This window comes from Xanthobacter aminoxidans, assembly GCF_023571765.1.
GTDB classification, from domain to species: domain Bacteria; phylum Pseudomonadota; class Alphaproteobacteria; order Rhizobiales; family Xanthobacteraceae; genus Xanthobacter; species Xanthobacter aminoxidans.
Window position 1 is genome coordinate 111,351 of sequence record NZ_JAMJXC010000009.1, and the last position, 16,432, is coordinate 127,782.

Annotated in this window: 14 protein-coding genes; 8 read left to right on the forward strand and 6 right to left on the reverse strand. The window is 66.4% G+C overall.

Annotated elements, in window-relative coordinates; genetic code table 11:
- The first annotated feature begins 10 nt into the window (after window positions 1-10).
- The 3 genes from EJ105_RS15225 (at window position 11) to EJ105_RS15235 (ending at window position 2,886) form a co-directional block, all read left to right on the forward strand.
- Complete coding sequence (locus EJ105_RS15225; RefSeq protein ID WP_250167021.1) at window positions 11-865, forward strand: HTD2 family dehydratase; 855 nt, start codon at window positions 11-13, stop codon at window positions 863-865.
- Complete coding sequence (locus EJ105_RS15230) at window positions 865-1,677, forward strand: HpcH/HpaI aldolase/citrate lyase family protein (RefSeq protein WP_250167022.1); 813 nt, start codon at window positions 865-867, stop codon at window positions 1,675-1,677. The genes EJ105_RS15225 and EJ105_RS15230 overlap by 1 nt, the downstream gene beginning before the upstream one ends.
- A 201-nt stretch (window positions 1,678-1,878) precedes the next feature.
- Entirely contained in the window at window positions 1,879-2,886 is a 1,008-nt protein-coding gene (locus EJ105_RS15235; protein ID WP_250167023.1) for an MBL fold metallo-hydrolase, read from the forward strand.
- Between the two features lie 28 nt (window positions 2,887-2,914).
- On the opposite strand, the gene EJ105_RS15240 is transcribed toward EJ105_RS15235, so the two are convergent.
- A complete protein-coding gene (locus tag EJ105_RS15240) occupies window positions 2,915-3,886 on the reverse strand; it encodes a 2-hydroxyacid dehydrogenase (RefSeq protein ID WP_250167024.1) in 972 nt (323 codons plus the stop codon).
- Between the two features lie 163 nt (window positions 3,887-4,049).
- On the opposite strand from EJ105_RS15240, the gene EJ105_RS15245 reads away from it, so the two are divergent.
- Window positions 4,050-4,910 (forward strand): amidohydrolase family protein, encoded by an 861-nt coding sequence (locus EJ105_RS15245; RefSeq protein WP_250167025.1) that lies wholly within the window; start codon window positions 4,050-4,052, stop codon window positions 4,908-4,910.
- Here the strand turns inward: EJ105_RS15245 and EJ105_RS15250 are convergent.
- A complete protein-coding gene (locus EJ105_RS15250) occupies window positions 4,879-5,805 on the reverse strand; it encodes an NAD(P)/FAD-dependent oxidoreductase (RefSeq protein WP_250167026.1) in 927 nt (308 codons plus the stop codon). The two genes, EJ105_RS15245 and EJ105_RS15250, sit on opposite strands and share 32 nt — an antisense overlap.
- Window positions 5,806-5,836: 31 nt before the next feature.
- Complete coding sequence (locus EJ105_RS15255; RefSeq protein ID WP_431192968.1) at window positions 5,837-7,573, reverse strand: UGSC family (seleno)protein; 1,737 nt, start codon at window positions 7,571-7,573, stop codon at window positions 5,837-5,839.
- 350 nt (window positions 7,574-7,923) lie between these two features.
- Here EJ105_RS15255 and EJ105_RS15265 point away from each other — a divergent pair, with 350 nt between their 5' ends.
- From EJ105_RS15265 to EJ105_RS15275, 3 genes are read left to right on the forward strand one after another with little or no spacing between them, the layout of a single operon-like run.
- Window positions 7,924-8,700 carry an ABC transporter ATP-binding protein gene (locus EJ105_RS15265; RefSeq protein WP_250167029.1) on the forward strand — a complete coding sequence of 259 codons (777 nt, stop codon included), beginning with the start codon at window positions 7,924-7,926 and terminating at the stop codon, window positions 8,698-8,700.
- Complete coding sequence (locus EJ105_RS15270) at window positions 8,700-9,488, forward strand: ABC transporter permease (protein ID WP_250167030.1); 789 nt, start codon at window positions 8,700-8,702, stop codon at window positions 9,486-9,488. The genes EJ105_RS15265 and EJ105_RS15270 overlap by 1 nt, the downstream gene beginning before the upstream one ends.
- Window positions 9,485-10,558 carry an ABC transporter substrate-binding protein gene (locus EJ105_RS15275; RefSeq protein WP_250167031.1) on the forward strand — a complete coding sequence of 358 codons (1,074 nt, stop codon included), beginning with the start codon at window positions 9,485-9,487 and terminating at the stop codon, window positions 10,556-10,558. The genes EJ105_RS15270 and EJ105_RS15275 overlap by 4 nt, the downstream gene beginning before the upstream one ends.
- Before the next feature lie 122 nt (window positions 10,559-10,680).
- Here EJ105_RS15275 and EJ105_RS15280 read toward each other — a convergent pair whose 3' ends face one another.
- From EJ105_RS15280 to EJ105_RS15290, 3 genes are read right to left on the reverse strand one after another with little or no spacing between them, the layout of a single operon-like run.
- The gene (locus tag EJ105_RS15280) at window positions 10,681-11,865 is read right to left on the reverse strand and encodes an acyl-CoA dehydrogenase family protein (protein ID WP_250167032.1); all 1,185 of its coding nucleotides are present in this window, start codon (window positions 11,863-11,865) and stop codon (window positions 10,681-10,683) included.
- Window positions 11,862-14,009 carry an acetate--CoA ligase family protein gene (locus EJ105_RS15285; RefSeq protein WP_250167033.1) on the reverse strand — a complete coding sequence of 716 codons (2,148 nt, stop codon included), beginning with the start codon at window positions 14,007-14,009 and terminating at the stop codon, window positions 11,862-11,864. Before EJ105_RS15285 ends, EJ105_RS15280 begins: the two co-directional genes overlap by 4 nt.
- Window positions 14,010-14,014: 5 nt before the next feature.
- Complete coding sequence (locus EJ105_RS15290) at window positions 14,015-15,151, reverse strand: acyl-CoA dehydrogenase family protein (RefSeq protein WP_250167034.1); 1,137 nt, start codon at window positions 15,149-15,151, stop codon at window positions 14,015-14,017.
- Window positions 15,152-15,448: 297 nt separating this feature from the next.
- Between EJ105_RS15290 and trxB the strand changes: the two genes are divergently transcribed.
- A complete protein-coding gene (gene trxB, locus EJ105_RS15295) occupies window positions 15,449-16,420 on the forward strand; it encodes a thioredoxin-disulfide reductase (protein WP_250167115.1) in 972 nt (323 codons plus the stop codon).
- Window positions 16,421-16,432: the final 12 nt, after the last annotated feature.

Sequence of the window (16,432 nt, forward strand, 5' to 3'; positions counted from 1 at the left end):
CTGAGGGGCAATGACCGACGTCAGGCAGCTTGATCTTGCCCTTCTGCGCAGCTGGATCGGCCGCGAGGAGACCGCGGAAGAAGTGGTGACTCACGCGCTCGCGGAGCGCTTCCGCGCGACGTTTGACGAGGGCAGGGGCACGGCCGAGGCATCTGCGACCGCCCCCCGGATGCTGCACTGGTGCCTTGCGCCGCCGGCGGTGCCGATGGGGGAGCTGGGAGCGGACGGCCACCCCGCCCGTGGCGGGTTTCTGCCGCCCGTTCCATTGCCGCGCCGGATGTGGGCTGGTGGCGATCTGGTTTTTCATGGGGAGATTTCGGCGAGTGACGCGGTGCGCCGCATATCGCGCATCGCGGATGTCTCCGTGAAGGAGGGGCGCAGCGGTCTGCTCTGCTTCGTCAGCGTCTGCCATGAGGTGAGCGCCAACGGTCGCGCTGTGCTGTCCGAGACGCAGGAGATCGTCTATCGCGATCACCCCGCTGCCGACGCGGGGCCGGCGCGGGGTGGGGCACCGGCTGCGGAGGGAGAGCACAGGCGGAGTATCGATCCTTCTGCGGTGCTCCTGTTCCGCTATTCGGCCCTGACCTTCAACGGCCACCGCATTCACTACGATCTGCCCTATGCGACGCGCACGGAGGGCTATCCCGGCCTCGTGGTGCAGGGACCTCTTCAGGCCACGCTGCTGGCCCGCTTCGCGGAACAGATCCACGGCGCGCCGCCGTCGCGTTTCTCCTTCCGGGGCTTGGCGCCGGCCTATTCGGGTACGCCGCTCGTGCTTCATGCCCAATCGGAAGATGGCGGTCTGAAGCTGTGGAGCGCCGTGCCGGGGGGCCCTGTTTCCATGAGCGCGCGGGCGGACTGGTGATGGCGAGTGACCTCGATTTCTGCGTTCCCCTCTTCGTGCCGGCGAACCGGCCGGAGCGGTTTGCCAAGGCGGCAGCGGCGCGGCCCGATGCCGTCATCCTCGATCTCGAAGATGCGGTGCCGGACGACGCCAAGGCGACGGCACGCGCCGGCCTGCGCCGCGACTTCACGGAATTGCCGGTCATCGTCCGCGTCAATGGCGCCGGTACGCCGTGGCACGACGCGGATCTCGCCGCCGTCGCGCGTCTTGCGCCGACGGCCGTGATGCTGCCGAAGGTGGAGCGGGGCGAACAGCTCGATGCCGCGGCTGCCGTGCTCGGGCCGTCGATCCCCATCGTCGCTCTCGTGGAGACCGCGGCGGGGCTGGCGGCTGCCCGCGCCGTCGCATCGCACCCGGCGGTGGGGCGTCTCGCCTTCGGCTCGGTGGATTTCTGCGCCGATCTCGGCTGCGCGCACGAGCGCGAGCCGCTGCTTCCGGCGCGCATGGAACTGGTGCTGGCCTCCCGCCTCGCGGGGTGCACGCCCCCGCTGGACGGCGTGACCACGGATATCCGCGACCCCGCGCTTGCGCAGCAGGATGCGCAGCATGCCCGTGCCCTCGGCTTCCGCGGAAAGCTCGCCATCCACCCGCATCAGATCGCTGCCATCCGTGAAGGTTTCCGGCCCAGCGCGGCCGAGATCGCCTGGGCCGAGGCGGTGCTCGCCAGCGGGGACGGGGCGCAGAGCGTCGGCGGTGCCATGGTGGACGAACCCGTGCGCAAGCGCGCCCGCGCCATTCTCGCATGGCGGGGGGAGCCCGGCCCGTCGCCGTGACGGAATGCAGGCCCTTGGACAACGGGCGTGCCCGATAGCGCGGTTATGTGGATTATCGCCTTCTGGAACGTCGTAGTGGCGACGAATGCCCTTTCCGGAAACCAATGGGGAGGCCCGCGTTCGGACTGGGCCGGGCGCGCGGTGTTCGGGTACGCGTGGGGTTGACGGATCCAGCACCGCTCGGGCCGAAAGGAATGCATGATGACACTCGGCGTGGAAGCGGATGTGGCGGACGGCCTGAGCACGGTGGCACCCGATTTATTGCGCGTGAAGGTGCCGCTGCCCTTCCCGCCGCGAGAGGTGAATGCGTGGCTTCTCCCCGGCCCTGACGGGTGGACCCTGATCGATTCCGGTGTTGACGATGCGCCGACCCGCGCGCTTTACGAGCGCGTGCTGGCAGACCGGCGGCTCGGCGGCAGGCCCGTTGAACGGCTTCTCGTCACCCATTTCCATCCCGACCACGTCGGTCTCGCCGGTTGGCTCCACGCGCGCACCGGTGCCGAGATCCACATGAGCCGGGTGGAGTGGATGCAGGCGCGTCTGCTGCTGAATGAGCGGCCGGAGGAGGTGATTCCCCAGCTCGTGTCGCATTTCGGTCGATGCGGCGCTCCGGAGGCGTTTCTGGGGTTTCTGGAGCAGCGTGGCATCTTCTATCACCAATGGGTGGGACCGTTGCCGCGCCGATATCACCGGCTCCAGGAGGGGGAGACGGTCAGCCTCGCGGGTACGGCGTGGCGGGTCATGATCGGCGAGGGTCACGCCCCGGAGATGGTCTGCCTGTACAGCGCGGAGCGCCGGACCCTCATCGCTGCGGATCAGATTCTTGAGCGGATTTCGCCGCATATCGGCACGCACCCGTCCGATCCGCGCGCCGACCCACTGGGGGCGTTCCTGTCGTCCCTTGAGAAGTTCGAGGCATTGCCCGAGGACACGTTCGTGCTGCCGTCCCATGGCGAGCCATTCCACGGACTGCATGCGCGCATCGCTGCGCTGCGGGCGCATCACGCGGACCGCCTTGCGATGTTGCTGGACTTCTGCGCGGTCCCGCGGACGGCGATGGACACGCTTGAGGTGCTGTTCCGCCCCCTGCCGCTGGAGCAGTTCGGTTTCGCCCTCAGCGAAGCCTTGGCGCATCTGCACCATCTGGAGCGCCTGGGGAAGATCGATCGCGATCTTTCCGGGGATCAGTGGACGTTCGTGCGGCGCTGACGGGCAGGGCGGTTCCGGCCGGCGAGGGCTACAGCGGAACCTGTTCCAGCAAGGGCTGGCCCGCAAAGAAGCCGCGGATGTTGCCGAAGATGAAGTCGGCCTTTTCCCCGGTCGTCTCCACCTGCCCGGCACCGATGTGAGGGGTCAGCACCACGTTGGGGAGCCGCAACAGGGCAGATGCAGGCGAGGGGGGCTCTTGGGTGAACACATCGAGGCCCGCGCCGCCAAGCTGCCCGCTGCGAAGCGCATCAACGAGGGCTTCCTCGTCCACGAGCAGCCCGCGCGCCGTGTTGACGAGGAAAGAACCGGGCTTCATCCGCATCAACTCCCGCCGCCCGATGATGTGCCGCGTTTGCGGCGTCCCCGGCAGGTGGAGGCTCACGATGTCGCTCGTCTCAAGCAGCGTATCCAGCGCGACGTAACGGAATCCGGTCTCTTGCCAGGCGGCATCGGGCGCGGAGCGGGAGTAGCAGAGGCCTTCGACATCGAAGGCGCGGAGCAGCTTTGCGAGCTGCCGAGCGATGCGGCCCATGCCGACGAGGCCGACCGTGCGTCCGCGGAGCACGTGGGATACGGAGCGCAGTTCGACGTGCAGGAATTCGCCCCGGCGCATCGCGGCGTCGGCGTGCGAAAGATGCCTCTGCGCCGCGAGAATGAGCATCAAGGCATGCTCGGCCACCGCGTCCGCCGTTGTCGTCGGACAGCAGGCGAGGGCGATGCCGCGACGTTTGAGGACCTCCCAGGCCACGCGGTCATGCCAGCCGACCCCGACCATGTGCACCAGCTTGAGGCGGGGAGCGAGGCTCAGCGTCGCCTCGTCCACCGGCTCGCCTCCGCTCACGATGGCATCCGCCGTGGGAAGGGCTTCCGCGCGGGCCTGAGCGGTATCGGGCAGCACGAGATCGAATGCATCCGGACAGCGGCGCGACAGCAGCGCCCGCATGCGCTCATCGACGGTCGCAAGGTAAAGCACGCGCGGGCGCTGCAGATCGGCTGACACGGGTGCGTCCCCTCATAGGTGGGTACACCTGCGCTGGTAGGCCCGAGGCTGCGTTGCAGCAAGGCCGTTTGTCCCATCCTCCTGGGTTAAATGGCACGACGGCTTGAGGGGGCGGGCGCGCGGCTTGTTCAATGAGGCTCTTCCTGCCGCTGGAGCACCTGCCGTGATCGTCGATAGCCAGATCCATGTCTGGGCTGCGGAAACACCCGATCGCCCCTGGCCGGCCGAGCGCATGAGCCATCCTCAAAGGAGCGCCCCGTTTCTGCCGTCCGATGCGCTCTGCGAAATGGATGCGGCGGGTGTCGCCGGCGCGGTTCTCGTTCCGCCGACCTGGGAGGGTGACAGGAATGATCTCGCCCTCGCTGCCGCCCGCGCGCACCCCGGACGCTTCACCGTCATGGGCCGCCTCGCACTGGATGCGCCCGACGCGCGGGACCTCGTGGCCGGCTGGCGCGATCACCTGGGGCTCTCCGGCTTCAGGCTCACCTTCCACACGCCGGCGTTGCGCCGCCATCTCGATGACCCGTCTGCCTCATGGCTGTGGCGGTCCCTCGAAGACTCCGGCGCATCCGTCATGATTTCCGTGCCCGGCATGGCGCGTGCGCTCCAGCCCGTCGCCGAGCGCTACGAGGGGCTGAGGATCGCGGTCTGCCATCTGGCGAGACCGATCGGCGGCCAGGACGTGGCAGGCTTTGCCGACCTTGACGATCTGCTTGCCCTCAGCCGGTTCGCCCATGTCTCGGTGAAGGCTTCGGCAACACCCTGCAACACGCGGGATGCCTATCCCTTCCCCCGCGTGCACCGTCATCTTCTGAGGATCCGCGATCAATTCGGGGCCGAGCGGATGTTCTGGGGATCGGACCTCACGCGCCTGCCCTGCTCCTACCGCCAATGCATCGATCTTTTCGCTGAGGCCCTGCCGGGCCTCAGCGAACCGGAGCGTGCACAGATCCTCGGGCGCTCTCTCTGTCGCTGGCTGAACTGGACGCCCGCTAGTCCCGGAAGCGGGGCGCGATCGCCTTGATGACGGCGGCGGCTTCGCCTGCTGCGGCCGCAAGTTCGCCGCAGTATCCGTCCCGCACCGCACCGATTGCCCAGATGCCCGGCGACGTGGTGGCGAAACCGTCGTTTGCACGTACGTGGCCGGTGTCCGTGCGGGCGACGTCCATGGGCAGGAATGCGCTGTTCGGGATGCCGCCGATGAGCGGAAACACTCCACGGCAGGCCACCTCCTCCAGTCGCCCGCTGCTGCAATCACGCAGGCGGACGCCCGAAAGTCCGTCATCACCCAGCAGGGCATCGACCTCCATGCCCCAGATGAAGCGCAGGTTTGCCTTGCCGGTGGCGCGATCAACGAGAGAGCGGCGTGCGCGCGCATTTCCCCGGACCACGACGGCCACTTCTCGGCAGATGTCGGCCAGCGCGGCAGCGGCTTGAAATGCGGCATCGCCGCCGCCGACGACCAGAACATCGCGCCCTCGGTAGAAGCCTCCATCGCAGGCCACGCAATGAGAAAGCCCGCGCCCCGCCCAAGAGGCTTCGTGTGGCACGTTCAGCAGGCGCCTGCGGCATCCGCTCGCCACCACCACCGCGCGGCACCGATGCGCGCCCGCTTCAGTGACAACGCGCCTCAGCGCGCCTTCCTGCTCGATCGCGATCACATCCGCCTCCACGAGGGTGACGCCCGCCTGGACCGTCGCCTCCAGCAGGCTCGCAGCGAGACCGTGGCCGGAGACGGGCGCGATGGATGGGAAGCCATCGACCCGGTCCAGGGTGGCAACCTGCCCGCCAAACAGGGGGCTCGCCTCAACGAGGACGACGGACATGCCGGTCTGCGCGGCATGCCAGGCCGCAGTCAGGCCGGCGATGCCGCCGCCGATGACCGCCACATCGTGAGCCTGGCGCTTGCGCATGGTCATGCCGGAAGGTTCCTCGCGTCGCTTCGCCGCCTCATGCCTCCCGACCCGCGATCAGATCGTCCCAGGCACGGGGCAGCAGGATGCGCTTGCCCACCGGATAGCCGAGCGTGCCATTGTGGGAGAGCGTATAGGCGTTCGTCCGCATGGGGTCTCCGGTCACCGCGATGGTGAAGTCGTCCGGGTGGAAGACCAGCGGCACCAGCCGTCCGGGATCGTCCGATGTATGGAATGATTTGGGGACCTTCCCGAGCCGTGCCAGGGCGGCGAGATCGCAATCCACGTGGTTCGTCCAGTCGCGCATCAGGCGTTCGAGCTTTTCGGCAGGCATGCGCGCATGCTCGAACAGATAGCGCTTCACGTCCTGCTTGGACCAGCCGGCGCCGGCAAGGCGCTCCGCCAGGATGGGGCTGAGGAGCAGCATCGGCCGCAACATCCCGAACGTGGCGCTCATGGTGAAGGTCATCTGCCAGGAGGTCTGGCGGAGGATCGCATCCGCGATGTAGGGCAGCATCGCCTCGGGTGTGTCGCCGTTGACCGAGACGATCACGTCGCCGCCAGTGTAGCGAGCAATGCTCACCACGTTCTCGCCGCGGCTGAAGCCGAACTCCGCGCTCATCGGCTCCCAGCCGATGCGCGCGAGCACGTCCTCGTTCTCCGCGATCGCCACCCGCCAGGTGCCGCCGAAGGTCGCCTTGTCGGTCTTGTGCGGCAGGAAGCCCGCGACATTCCTCAGAAGAAGACGGAGGAACCGTCCGACGGACGTATTCGCCCTGAAGCCGTCACGCATCACCCCCTGCTCGAAATTGAATCCGAGCTGCTTGATGATGGGTCCATTGATGACGATGAGGGTTTCTGCGCCGGGCGTGTTGCCGCTGTGCTCGACGCCATATTCGGGATCGCACAAGGCCTCGGCGACGGCCAGCAGCACGGGCATGTAACGAGGGGCGCAGCCCGCCATCACGCCGTTCACCGCCACGCTCCACACGCTGGCGTTCCGCTGGTCCGGGAGCATCACGCCAAGGCTCGCGTCCGGCGCCAGATCCGTAAAGCGGAGGAAAGCCTCCACGCGGTCGAGGGTCGGCGGGACAACGGGGAGGCCGTCGCTCCATTCGTTCTCCTCGAAACAGGTGTTCACGGCGTCAAAGGATCCGGCGAACACGACGGATCGCTGCGCGGGCTCGGTGGACAGGACGGCGGCCTGGGGCTGTCGCGTGAGATTTTCCACGATCTGCGGGAAGGTCACGTCCGCAATGTTGCGTGCTAGCTCTTCGTCGCTCTGCACGCCGGGGTGGCCAGGGATCGCGGCAACCGGAAGGTTGGGCATGCCAAGGCCGACCGCGGTGAACGCGGCCTGTTGCAGAAAGCCCTCGCAAACCAGTGTCGAGGACGGGATGCCTGCAGCCTCACACGCCGCGCTGGCCCGCAACACGGCGGGCGTGCAACTCCCTCAACACCCCAGACCGGAAATGGCCGCGACCGCGCCGAGCGCGGTGAGCCGGCTTCCCAGCTGGGCAACGAGCGCTTGCTCGTCGTTTCCATGGATGTTGCCGATTTCCCTCCAATGGATGAATTCCACGCCGGGGAACCGCTCCCGGAGCAATTGCTCCAATTGAAGGAAGATGCGGTCGCCCTTGAAGAGATAATCCCAAAGCTGAACGATCTTTAGACCCGACAGATCGGACGTGCGGGGCGCCAGCGGCTTGAGACTGCCGCGGCGCTCTCCGCGCGGCCAGACCACCTCGAAATGGCCGTCAGTGCACTTCGGCATTTCACTCTCCCCGTTTGTCGGAGAAGGATCCGATCGCGGGTTTGCGCGTCAAGGTCTCGCGTCCGGCGTAAGTGTAAATCCCAGCCATGTGGTGTTCACAAGGCTCCGTTCGCAAGCGCCGGCGGCATTGTCCGGCGTTCCGGGCTCGCGGCTTCCGGCAACGTTAAACTCCACATCCATGCGCAAAATCCGCAGGCGGAGCAAAGCCGGGGGACGCGCTGGACAATGCTCGTCCGCGCCGTTCACAGTGACGGCGGATGCAGTGCGATGCCCAATGGGCAACCAGGCTGATCGCCGGCGCAAGAAGCAAGCAATAACCACCGCTGACCCACCCGGGAGGAGAGGATATCTTGACCGCGAAGGCTGCCATTCGGGTGCACGGTCTTACCAAGTGTTATGGTGTCGGGAGTGGAGCGCTGGTCGCGTTGAGCGATATCGGCTTCTCTGTTGGCGAAGGAGAGTTCACCGTCTTCGTCGGACCGTCGGGTTGCGGAAAGTCCACCCTGCTGAAAATTCTGGTGGGTCTCGACCGCGCAACGGCCGGGACCGCCGAGATCCAGGGGGAAGCGATCACCGGGCCGAGGCGCGACACGGGCGTCGTGTTTCAGTCGCCGGTCCTGTTTCCGTGGCGGACCGTGCTGGACAATGTCCTGCTGCCCATCGACGTGCTCCGGCTCGACCGGAAGCAGCATCTGGCCACGGCGCGCGAGCTGCTGTCGATGGCCGGCCTTTCCAGCTTCGAGCGGCACTATCCCTGGCAATTGTCGGGCGGCATGCAGCAGCGCGTCGGGATCGTGCGCGCGCTTGTGCATGATCCCAAGCTGCTGCTCATGGACGAGCCCTTTGGAGCCCTCGACGCGCTGACGCGCGAAAACATGAACATGGAGCTGCAGCGCATCTGGATGGAGCACCGCAAGACCGTGATCTTCATCACCCACTCCATCACGGAGGCGGTGTTGCTGGCTGATCGCGTGCTCGTCATGACGCCGCGCCCCGGCCGCATCGTCAGGGATATCAGAATCGACATTCCGCGGCCGCGCGACCTTTCGGTCGCCAATACGCCCTTGTTCGGAGAATACGTGCGCGAGGTTCGCGAACTTCTGAACGCCACCGGAGCAATAGATTGATGTTCGGCATCCAGCATCACGTTCTACGGCTGCTTTTCATGGTGGCCGTCATTCTCGGCTGGGAATTCCTGGCCCGCTTTTTCGAAGTCCCCGCCTTTATCCTGCCCACCCCGAGCGCCATCGCCGTGGCATTGGTCAGGGGCGTGCAGTCGGGTCTCTACATCTCGAACGCCTGGGTCACCCTCGCGGAGACCTTCCTCGGCTTTCTGCTCGGCGTCTTTCTTGCGCTGTCTCTGGGCACGGTCGTCGCGCTGAGCCGCCGGACGGAATTCTACCTCTATCCGTTCATCGTGATGTTCCAGTCCATGCCGAAGGTGGCTCTGGCTCCCATCGTGGTCATCTGGTTCGGGCTGGGCATGACCTCCAAAGTGGTCAGCGCCGCGCTCGTCGCCTTCTTTCCGCTCATGGTGAACACGATCGCCGGGCTTCGCTCCACCGACCCCGATCGCCTCAGCCTCATGAAGAGCCTCAACGCCAGCCCGCTTCAGATCTTCACCATGCTCCAGTTGCCGAATGCCCTCCCGTACATCATGGCCGGCATCGAGGTGGCGATGATCTTTTCGCTTATCGGAGCGATCGTCGCCGAGTTCGTGGGCGCGGAGGCAGGGCTTGGCATGCTGATCCAGAGCATGAACCTGTCTCTCGACGTGGCGGGGCAGTTCTCAATCCTGATCATACTTTCCTTCTTCGGGCTGGGATTCAGCGTGATCCTGCGCCTTCTAAAGAAAAAGATGCTCTTCTGGGATGCATCCAGCCGTTCCGAAAAGAAGGGAGGAGAAGTCGCATGAAGAAGAAAATCCTTTGGACGGTGGCCGCGTCATGCGTGGTTGCCATCGGGGCCACGCTCCATGTGGCTGCAGCGCCTGCGCTGGAAACGGTGAAGATTGGCATTTGCACGCCGGCCTTGACCATGGGCGTGGCCCCGTTCGCTGTTGCCGAGAAGATGGGCTACCTCGCCGCAGAGGGATACAAGGTGGACCTGGTCGTGGCCGGCACTGCGACGGACTGCGCGAAGTATGTCGCGACGAGGCAATTCCCCTACGCCCAGTTCTCAATCGAACCGATCGTCACCATGCGCCAGCAGGGCGTGAAGATGACGACCTTCTATACGCACAACCAGGGCAATGTGTATGGCATAGCGGTGCCGGAAGACAGTCCGATCAAGAGCATTTCGGACCTGAAGGGCAAGAAGGTCGGCGTGACGTCGCTCAGCTCCGTCGGCGTGTTCGTTGCCCGCGCGCTGCTGCAGCAGGCGGGGTTGCAGTCCACGGATTTCACCCCGGTCGTGGTCGGCCAGGGTGCGCAGACGGCCGAACTCCTGCGCAGCAAGCAGGTCGATGCCCTGAGTGCCTACGACACCCAGTTCGCCCTGGTGCGGAATGCCGGCGTGCCGATGCGGGAACTTCCCGTGCCGGACGAGTTTTCCGGCATGCCAACAACGGGCTTCGTCGCCCTGGAAAGCGTGTTGCAGGCCAATCCCAAGACTGCGGAAGCGATTGGCCGGGCCTGGGCCATGGGCACGGTCTTCGCGATGGCCAACCCGGCCGCGGCGGTCAGGATGACCTGGGAGCAGTATCCCCAGACCAAGCCCTCCGGGAAATCAGACGAACAGGCGCTGTCCGATGACCTCAGCGTCCTGAAGGCGCGCCTCGAGAACCTGAAGCTTGAGAAAAGCCATGTTACCCGCTGGGGCGAGAACAACCCGGCTTCCTATAAGCGGTATCTGGATTTTATCACCAAGTGGAACATCGTGAAGCCGGGCGTAGATGCGTCAGAAGTCTTCACAAACGCATATGTCGCAGGTTTCAATACGTTCGATGTGGCCAAGGTCGAGGCGCAGGCCAAGGCCTACCACTGAACGAAGGTCGATCATCAGCTGGCGGGCGGCTTTCCAGCACGGGCCGCATGCGGTTGTTCAAATAAAAAATGGGGCGGCAAGGCCGCCCCTCGTGATGTCTTCGTGCGCCGTGTCCGGCTGTCTCAGCGCAGGCCGAGCGTCTTGGCGATGATCCCGCGTAGGATCTCTCGCGTTCCGCCATAGATGGAAAATGACGGGGCGTGCAGCATCACGTGATGAAGAACGCTCGCGTACGTTTGCGCGGTGTCATTCGCGGCGGCGGGGGAGATCCGATCCATTTCATCATCCGGAACGAGCGCCTGAAGATCCACAAGATCACGGGCAATTTCCGGGATGGACTGCTCGAATTCGCTGCCCATGCTCTTCACGACGGAAGCCTCGCTGGCTATGTCCCGCCCGGCCCCCAGGGCCGCGGCCAGGGAGAACGACATGGAGCGCAAGGTCACGAGGTGGGCCAATAGCCGACCGACGGCGATCCGGGCCCGTTCAGGCGCGTCCGGCCCGAGCTGACGCACCAGTTCGCGCAGAAGGATGTAGGATGTGAGGAAGCGCTCGGGGCCGCTGCGTTCGAAGCCGAGTTCCGCGTTCACCTGCTTCCAGCCTTCCCCAGCGACACCGACGAGAGCAGCGTCGGGAATGAAGCAGTCGGTGAACACCACTTCGTTGAAATGGTGCTCGTTCGCCATGTTACGGATGCCGCGGATGGAGATTCCCGGGCTTTTCAGATCGACCAGGAACTGGCTCATGCCGCCGTGTCGCTCCTCGCTGCTGCCGGAGCGGCAGAGCAGGATCATGTAGTTTCGGCGGTGTGCGTTGCTGGTCCATATCTTCGCGCCGTTCACGCACCAGCCGTCGCTCACCTTGCGCGCGCGAGTCTTGATGTTGGCGAGGTCGGAGCCGGCGTCCGGCTCGCTCATGCCGATGCAGAAGAAGAGTTCGCCAGCCGCGGTGGCCGGTAGCAGTGCCATCTTCTGTTCCTCGGTGCCGTAGCGCAGCAGCAGCGGCCCGCTTTGGCGATCGCCCGTCCAGTGCGCGCCGATCGGCGCGCCGGCCGCCAGGAACTCCTCGATGACTACATATCGCTCGATGACGGTGCGTCCGTGCCCGCCATATTGCTTGGGCCAGGTCATGCCGATCCAGCCCTTCTCGGCCACCTTTCGGCTGAAGGCGGGGTCGAAGCTGTGCCAGGAGCGCGCCGCTTCTTCCGCGGGAATGTCGCGCATCGCCTCGGCGAGGAAGCCGCGAACCTCCTGACGCAGATCGGTCAGGTGCTGCGCGTTCGGCGGGATATCAAATCTGAAGCTCATCTTGATTGCTCCGCGAGGGCCGGCAGCCCGGCCTCTGGTTGCTCTTTCCGCACAAGGAGCGCGTCGGCGATGGTGAAGCCGGATCCATCGGCGTGCATGATCACCGGGTTGAGCTCGAGTTCGCGGACGTCCTCGCGCCATGCCACGGCGATCTCGGAGATGCGGGCAATGAGACGGCACAAGCCTTCAAGATCGAGGGGCGTCCGGCCGCGGAAGCCGCTGAGCAAGGGGGCTGACTTCAGCGCCATGAGCATTTCGCGTGCTCCATCGGGCGTGACGGGTGCCGGGCGGTAGGCGACGTCCTTGAACAGCTCGACAGCGACCCCGCCGAAGCCGACCATCATCATGGGGCCGAAGGTGTCGTCCTGGAGCATCCCGATGATGATCTCGGGTCCTGCCGGGGCCGAAGCCTGGATGAGCACGCCATCGATCATGCCGTCAGGGGCATAGGCGCGGGCATTGGTGAGGATCGTGGCATACGCCGCGCGCGCGGCCTCCTTCGATCCGATCCCCAGCTTCACGCCTCCGGCCTCGCTCTTGTGCGGGATGTCGGGAGACTGGATTTTCATCACGACCGGAAAGCCGATGCCTTCGGCGGCCGCTGCGGCCTCCTCCGCGTCACCCGCGAGCACTTCGCGGGGAATGTCGATGTCGCAGAGCTTCAGCAGGGCCTTCGCCTCGTACTCGCACAGCACGGAGCGCCCCCCATGCAGCTGCGCCGTCGCGTCCCCGGGCACAGGTGCCGGTGCGTCGGCGGCCACCGGCTCGGCCCGCAATCCGGCGAGCCTTGCGATGGCGCTCGTGAGCCCGGGCAGATTGGTGACCATGGGTACGCCCGTCTCGATCATGGCCATGCGCCAGATTTCGGATGGCTGCACATAGGAATAGAGGCACACCGGGATCGGGCTGTCCGCAACGACGCGTGCGAGTTCCGCGAGATCGAGGTTGATGTGTGTGCCACCCAGCGAATGCACAATGATGATCGCATCCACCTCGCCGGAGCAGGACAGCAGGGCGATGGAGCGCAGGAGTGCCCCTGTCCGAACGCCGGTTGCCGTGATGTCGATCGGGTTCACCGCCGAGCCATAGGATGGCAGCATGCCTTCGATGGCCGCCCGCGTGGGGGCGGAGGGCAGGGGCAGGACGAGGCCGCTGCGCTCGGCGGCATCCGCGGCAAGCGCGCCGGCCCCGCCCGACACGGTCACCACAGCGACACGGGGACCCGGCGGGCGACGCCCGGCGAGGAGCAGAGCCACGGCCGCGAGGGCTTCGTCCAGATCGAGCGGCTGCAGAATGCCGAGGTCGCGGAACATGGCATCATAGGCCACGTGCCACCCCGCGACGCTCGCCGTGTGGGAGAGGGTCGCGCGCTGCCCGGCCGCACTCTGGCCGATCTTGATTGCCACGATCTGCTTGCCCTGGGCTCTGGCGCGGCGGGCGGCGCGCACGAAGCCGTCCGGGTCGCGGATCGTCTCAAGGTAGAGGAAGATGACCGACGTATCCGGGTCGTCCACGAGATAATCGAGATAATCCGAGAGGGTGAGATCAGCCTCGTTGCCGCTGGTGATGATATGGCTGAACGCGAACCCGAGGCGGCGCCCGTGGCTGAACAGGGCAAAGCCGACGCCGCCGCTCTGCGCCACGACGGCGACGCGGCGTGTCCCCAGCACGGGCAACGGCTCGCGCGCGTGCTCCAGCGTCGGGCTGAAGCTTGCGATGATCCCGCCGACGGCATTGTAGAAGCCTTCGGCGTTGGGGCCGATCACCCGCATGCCGGTGCGCCGCGCGATCTTCCCGATGCGAGCCTGGATCTCGGCGCAGCCGTCCCCGCCCTCCGCAAAGCCGGACGTGATGATGACCGCGAACTTCGTGCCCGCCGCCGCGCAGCGTTCCAGTTCGTCCAGCACCTGTTCGGCGGGAATGGCGATCAGCGCCACGTCGACGCTGCGCCCGACCGCTGTGATCGAGGGGAAGCAGCGCAGCCCGTCGATCTCGGCATAGCTGGGATTGATCGGGAACACGTCTCCCGAGAAGGCGCTCTTGCGCACATAGGCGAGCAGACGGCCGCGAATCTTGCCGATGTCCGGGGACGCGCCGACGACAGCGATGCTCGATGGCCAAAGAAGGGAATGAAGAGGATGCACGTGCGTCAGGCCTTGCTGGAAAATGCCCACAGATGGTCCGCGCCGGCGGCGAGCCCCTGCCGGCCGAGGCGCTCGGCCCAGACGGCCTCGCGTCCGAAGTCCTCGCGCCAGGCCCAGAGGCGCCGCGTGGTGTAGTGGAGCGTGTGCTCGTGCGTGAAGCCCATGGCCCCATGCACCTGGTGGGCGATGGCGGCGGCGGCCGTGGCGGCTTCGCCTGCACGGATCTTGGCGACGGCGGCGCTGATTGCGAGCGTTTCCAACGGTTCGTTTCGCGCCAGCGCGGCCAGCCCCAGCTCCGCCGCCATGCCGGCGGCTGCCACATGCGCCGCCATCACCGCGACCATCTGCTGGATGGCTTGGAATTTTCCGATGGGGCGGCCGAACTGCACCCGGTCGTTGGCATAGCGGACGGTGCCGTCGAGCAGGCCATCGAGCGCGCCCGCCATCTGGAGAGCCCGCATCACCGCCCCGCAGCAGGCGATCCATCCGGGCGTCAGGAAGGCCGGGGCCGGTCGCACGGCCTCCGGGGGAAGCGGGACGGCATCGAAGATGACCGTGTCGCGGGGCTCGTGCGCCACATTGCGGGCTTTTACGAGACGCGCCGCAGAGGGATCGACGCTCACGACGAAGAGCCCGGCCCGGCTCTCGCTCCGGGGCATGCCATCGTCTAGGGCGAGCATCGCGAGGTGGGCGCACCGAGCCCATGGCACCGCGTTCACGGCGCCGCTCAGCAGGTAGCCACCCGCGTTCGAGGGCGTGATCCGCGGAAGCGCCTCATCTTCCCGGGCCGGAGCGAATGTCAGGACGGCGCTCGTGCGAGGAAAGCCCACGCGGTCGAGGATCCACGCTGCCACCATGGTCTCGGGAAGGGGGGCGGGCACCGTGAAGCGACCCGCCGGGCGCAACAGCACAAGTCCCTCGGCAAGGCCGCCAAGGCCGCCTTCCGCCTCCGGCAGGCATGCGCCTTGAAATCCGAGTTCGGAGAGCGTGGCCCACAGCGCCACCGGGAACTGCCCCGCCTCTGCCTGCTCGAGCACATCGCGCGTGACAAGATCTCCAAAGACACTTTCCGCAACGGCTACGGATTGGTCCTGCATCTCTCGCGTCGTTTGCGACGCCGGGTACGCTTCCTGGGTGATCAAGCGATGCTCCCGCAGAACTTTGGCGCCACAGCGCGATGACTGACCGATACGACATCGGGGGGAGCGGACCAACGGCGGCACCGTTTTTCGCATTCTCCTGCGGTTTCCCGTGCGCGGCGCCGCATGTTCGGCGGCTTTTGCCGGCGGGTATTGCGGCCCCCACACCCCGGCATTTTTCCCAGATGCTTGCTCAATTGTCCGGAGCGGCCAGCTTTCCTTCCGAAATCGCTGTTGCGACGTATGGTTATTGAAAAGGGAAGGGAGTCATCATTGACGACGGTCCGACAGTCTCGGCTGATGATTATCGGCTCTGGCCCCGCCGGGTACACCGCGGGGATTTATGCGGCTCGCGCGGGGCTTGCCCCGTTGCTGGTCACCGGCCTGACCCCCGGAGGCCAGCTCACCACGACCACAGACGTCGAAAACTATCCCGGCTTCGCTGAGGCGGTCCAGGGCCCGTGGCTGATGGACCAGATGCGCGAGCAGGCCGAGCACGTGGGGTGCGAGCTGGTCTACGACGCCGTCGCGGAGGTTGATCTGTCGGAGCGGCCTTTCAAGATCCGGACCGAGGCGGGAGATGTGTTCCTGGCCGACACGCTTGTGCTCGCCATGGGGGCTCAGGCGCGCTGGCTCGGGCTGGAGGCCGAGCGGGCCTTCTCCGGATACGGTGTCTCGGCGTGCGCCACCTGCGACGGCTATTTCTTCCGCGGCAAGGAGGTCGTGGTGGTGGGAGGTGGCAACACCGCCGTCGAGGAGGCGCTCTACCTCACGGGACATGCCACGAAAGTCACCGTGGTGCACCGGCGGGACAGGTTCCGGGCCGAGCAGGTCCTTCAGGACAGGCTGCTTGCAAACCCCATCGTGAGCGTGCTGTGGAACCATGTGGTCGAGGACATCGTCGGCACCACCGATCCATCCCCGGCGGTCACCGCCCTCCGTCTGCGAGACCTCGGCACGGGAACGGACCGAGAGATGCCCACGGATGGGCTTTTCGTGGCCATCGGCCATGATCCCTCGTCCGCCCTCGTCCGCGGCCAGCTCGACCTCGATGAGGCGGGCTATGTGAAGGTCGCCCCCTGGTCGACCCGGACCTCGGTTCCCGGCGTCTTTGCCGCCGGCGACATCTGCGATCCGGTGTTCCGTCAGGCGATCACTTCCGCGGGAATGGGGTGCATGGCAGCCATCGAAGCCGGCCGTTTCCTCTCCGAGCACGCGCCGTCCCTATCCTCGGAGCCCGCCGGCACCCGAGCGCAGGCTGCGGTGGCATGACGGGCCGCCATG

What these genes read in the sequence shown, in the direction of transcription:
- EJ105_RS15225 (WP_250167021.1), top strand. Translation starts at nt 11, where the DNA reads ATGACCGACGTCAGGCAGCTTGATCTTGCCCTTCTGCGCAGCTGGATC.
- EJ105_RS15230 (WP_250167022.1), top strand. Translation starts at nt 865, where the DNA reads ATGGCGAGTGACCTCGATTTCTGCGTTCCCCTCTTCGTGCCGGCGAAC.
- EJ105_RS15235 (WP_250167023.1), top strand. Translation starts at nt 1,879, where the DNA reads ATGACACTCGGCGTGGAAGCGGATGTGGCGGACGGCCTGAGCACGGTG.
- EJ105_RS15250 (WP_250167026.1), bottom strand. Translation starts at nt 5,805, where the DNA reads ATGACCATGCGCAAGCGCCAGGCTCACGATGTGGCGGTCATCGGCGGC.
- EJ105_RS15270 (WP_250167030.1), top strand. Translation starts at nt 8,700, where the DNA reads ATGTTCGGCATCCAGCATCACGTTCTACGGCTGCTTTTCATGGTGGCC.
- EJ105_RS15275 (WP_250167031.1), top strand. Translation starts at nt 9,485, where the DNA reads ATGAAGAAGAAAATCCTTTGGACGGTGGCCGCGTCATGCGTGGTTGCC.
- EJ105_RS15280 (WP_250167032.1), bottom strand. Translation starts at nt 11,865, where the DNA reads ATGAGCTTCAGATTTGATATCCCGCCGAACGCGCAGCACCTGACCGAT.
- trxB (WP_250167115.1), top strand. Translation starts at nt 15,449, where the DNA reads ATGATTATCGGCTCTGGCCCCGCCGGGTACACCGCGGGGATTTATGCG.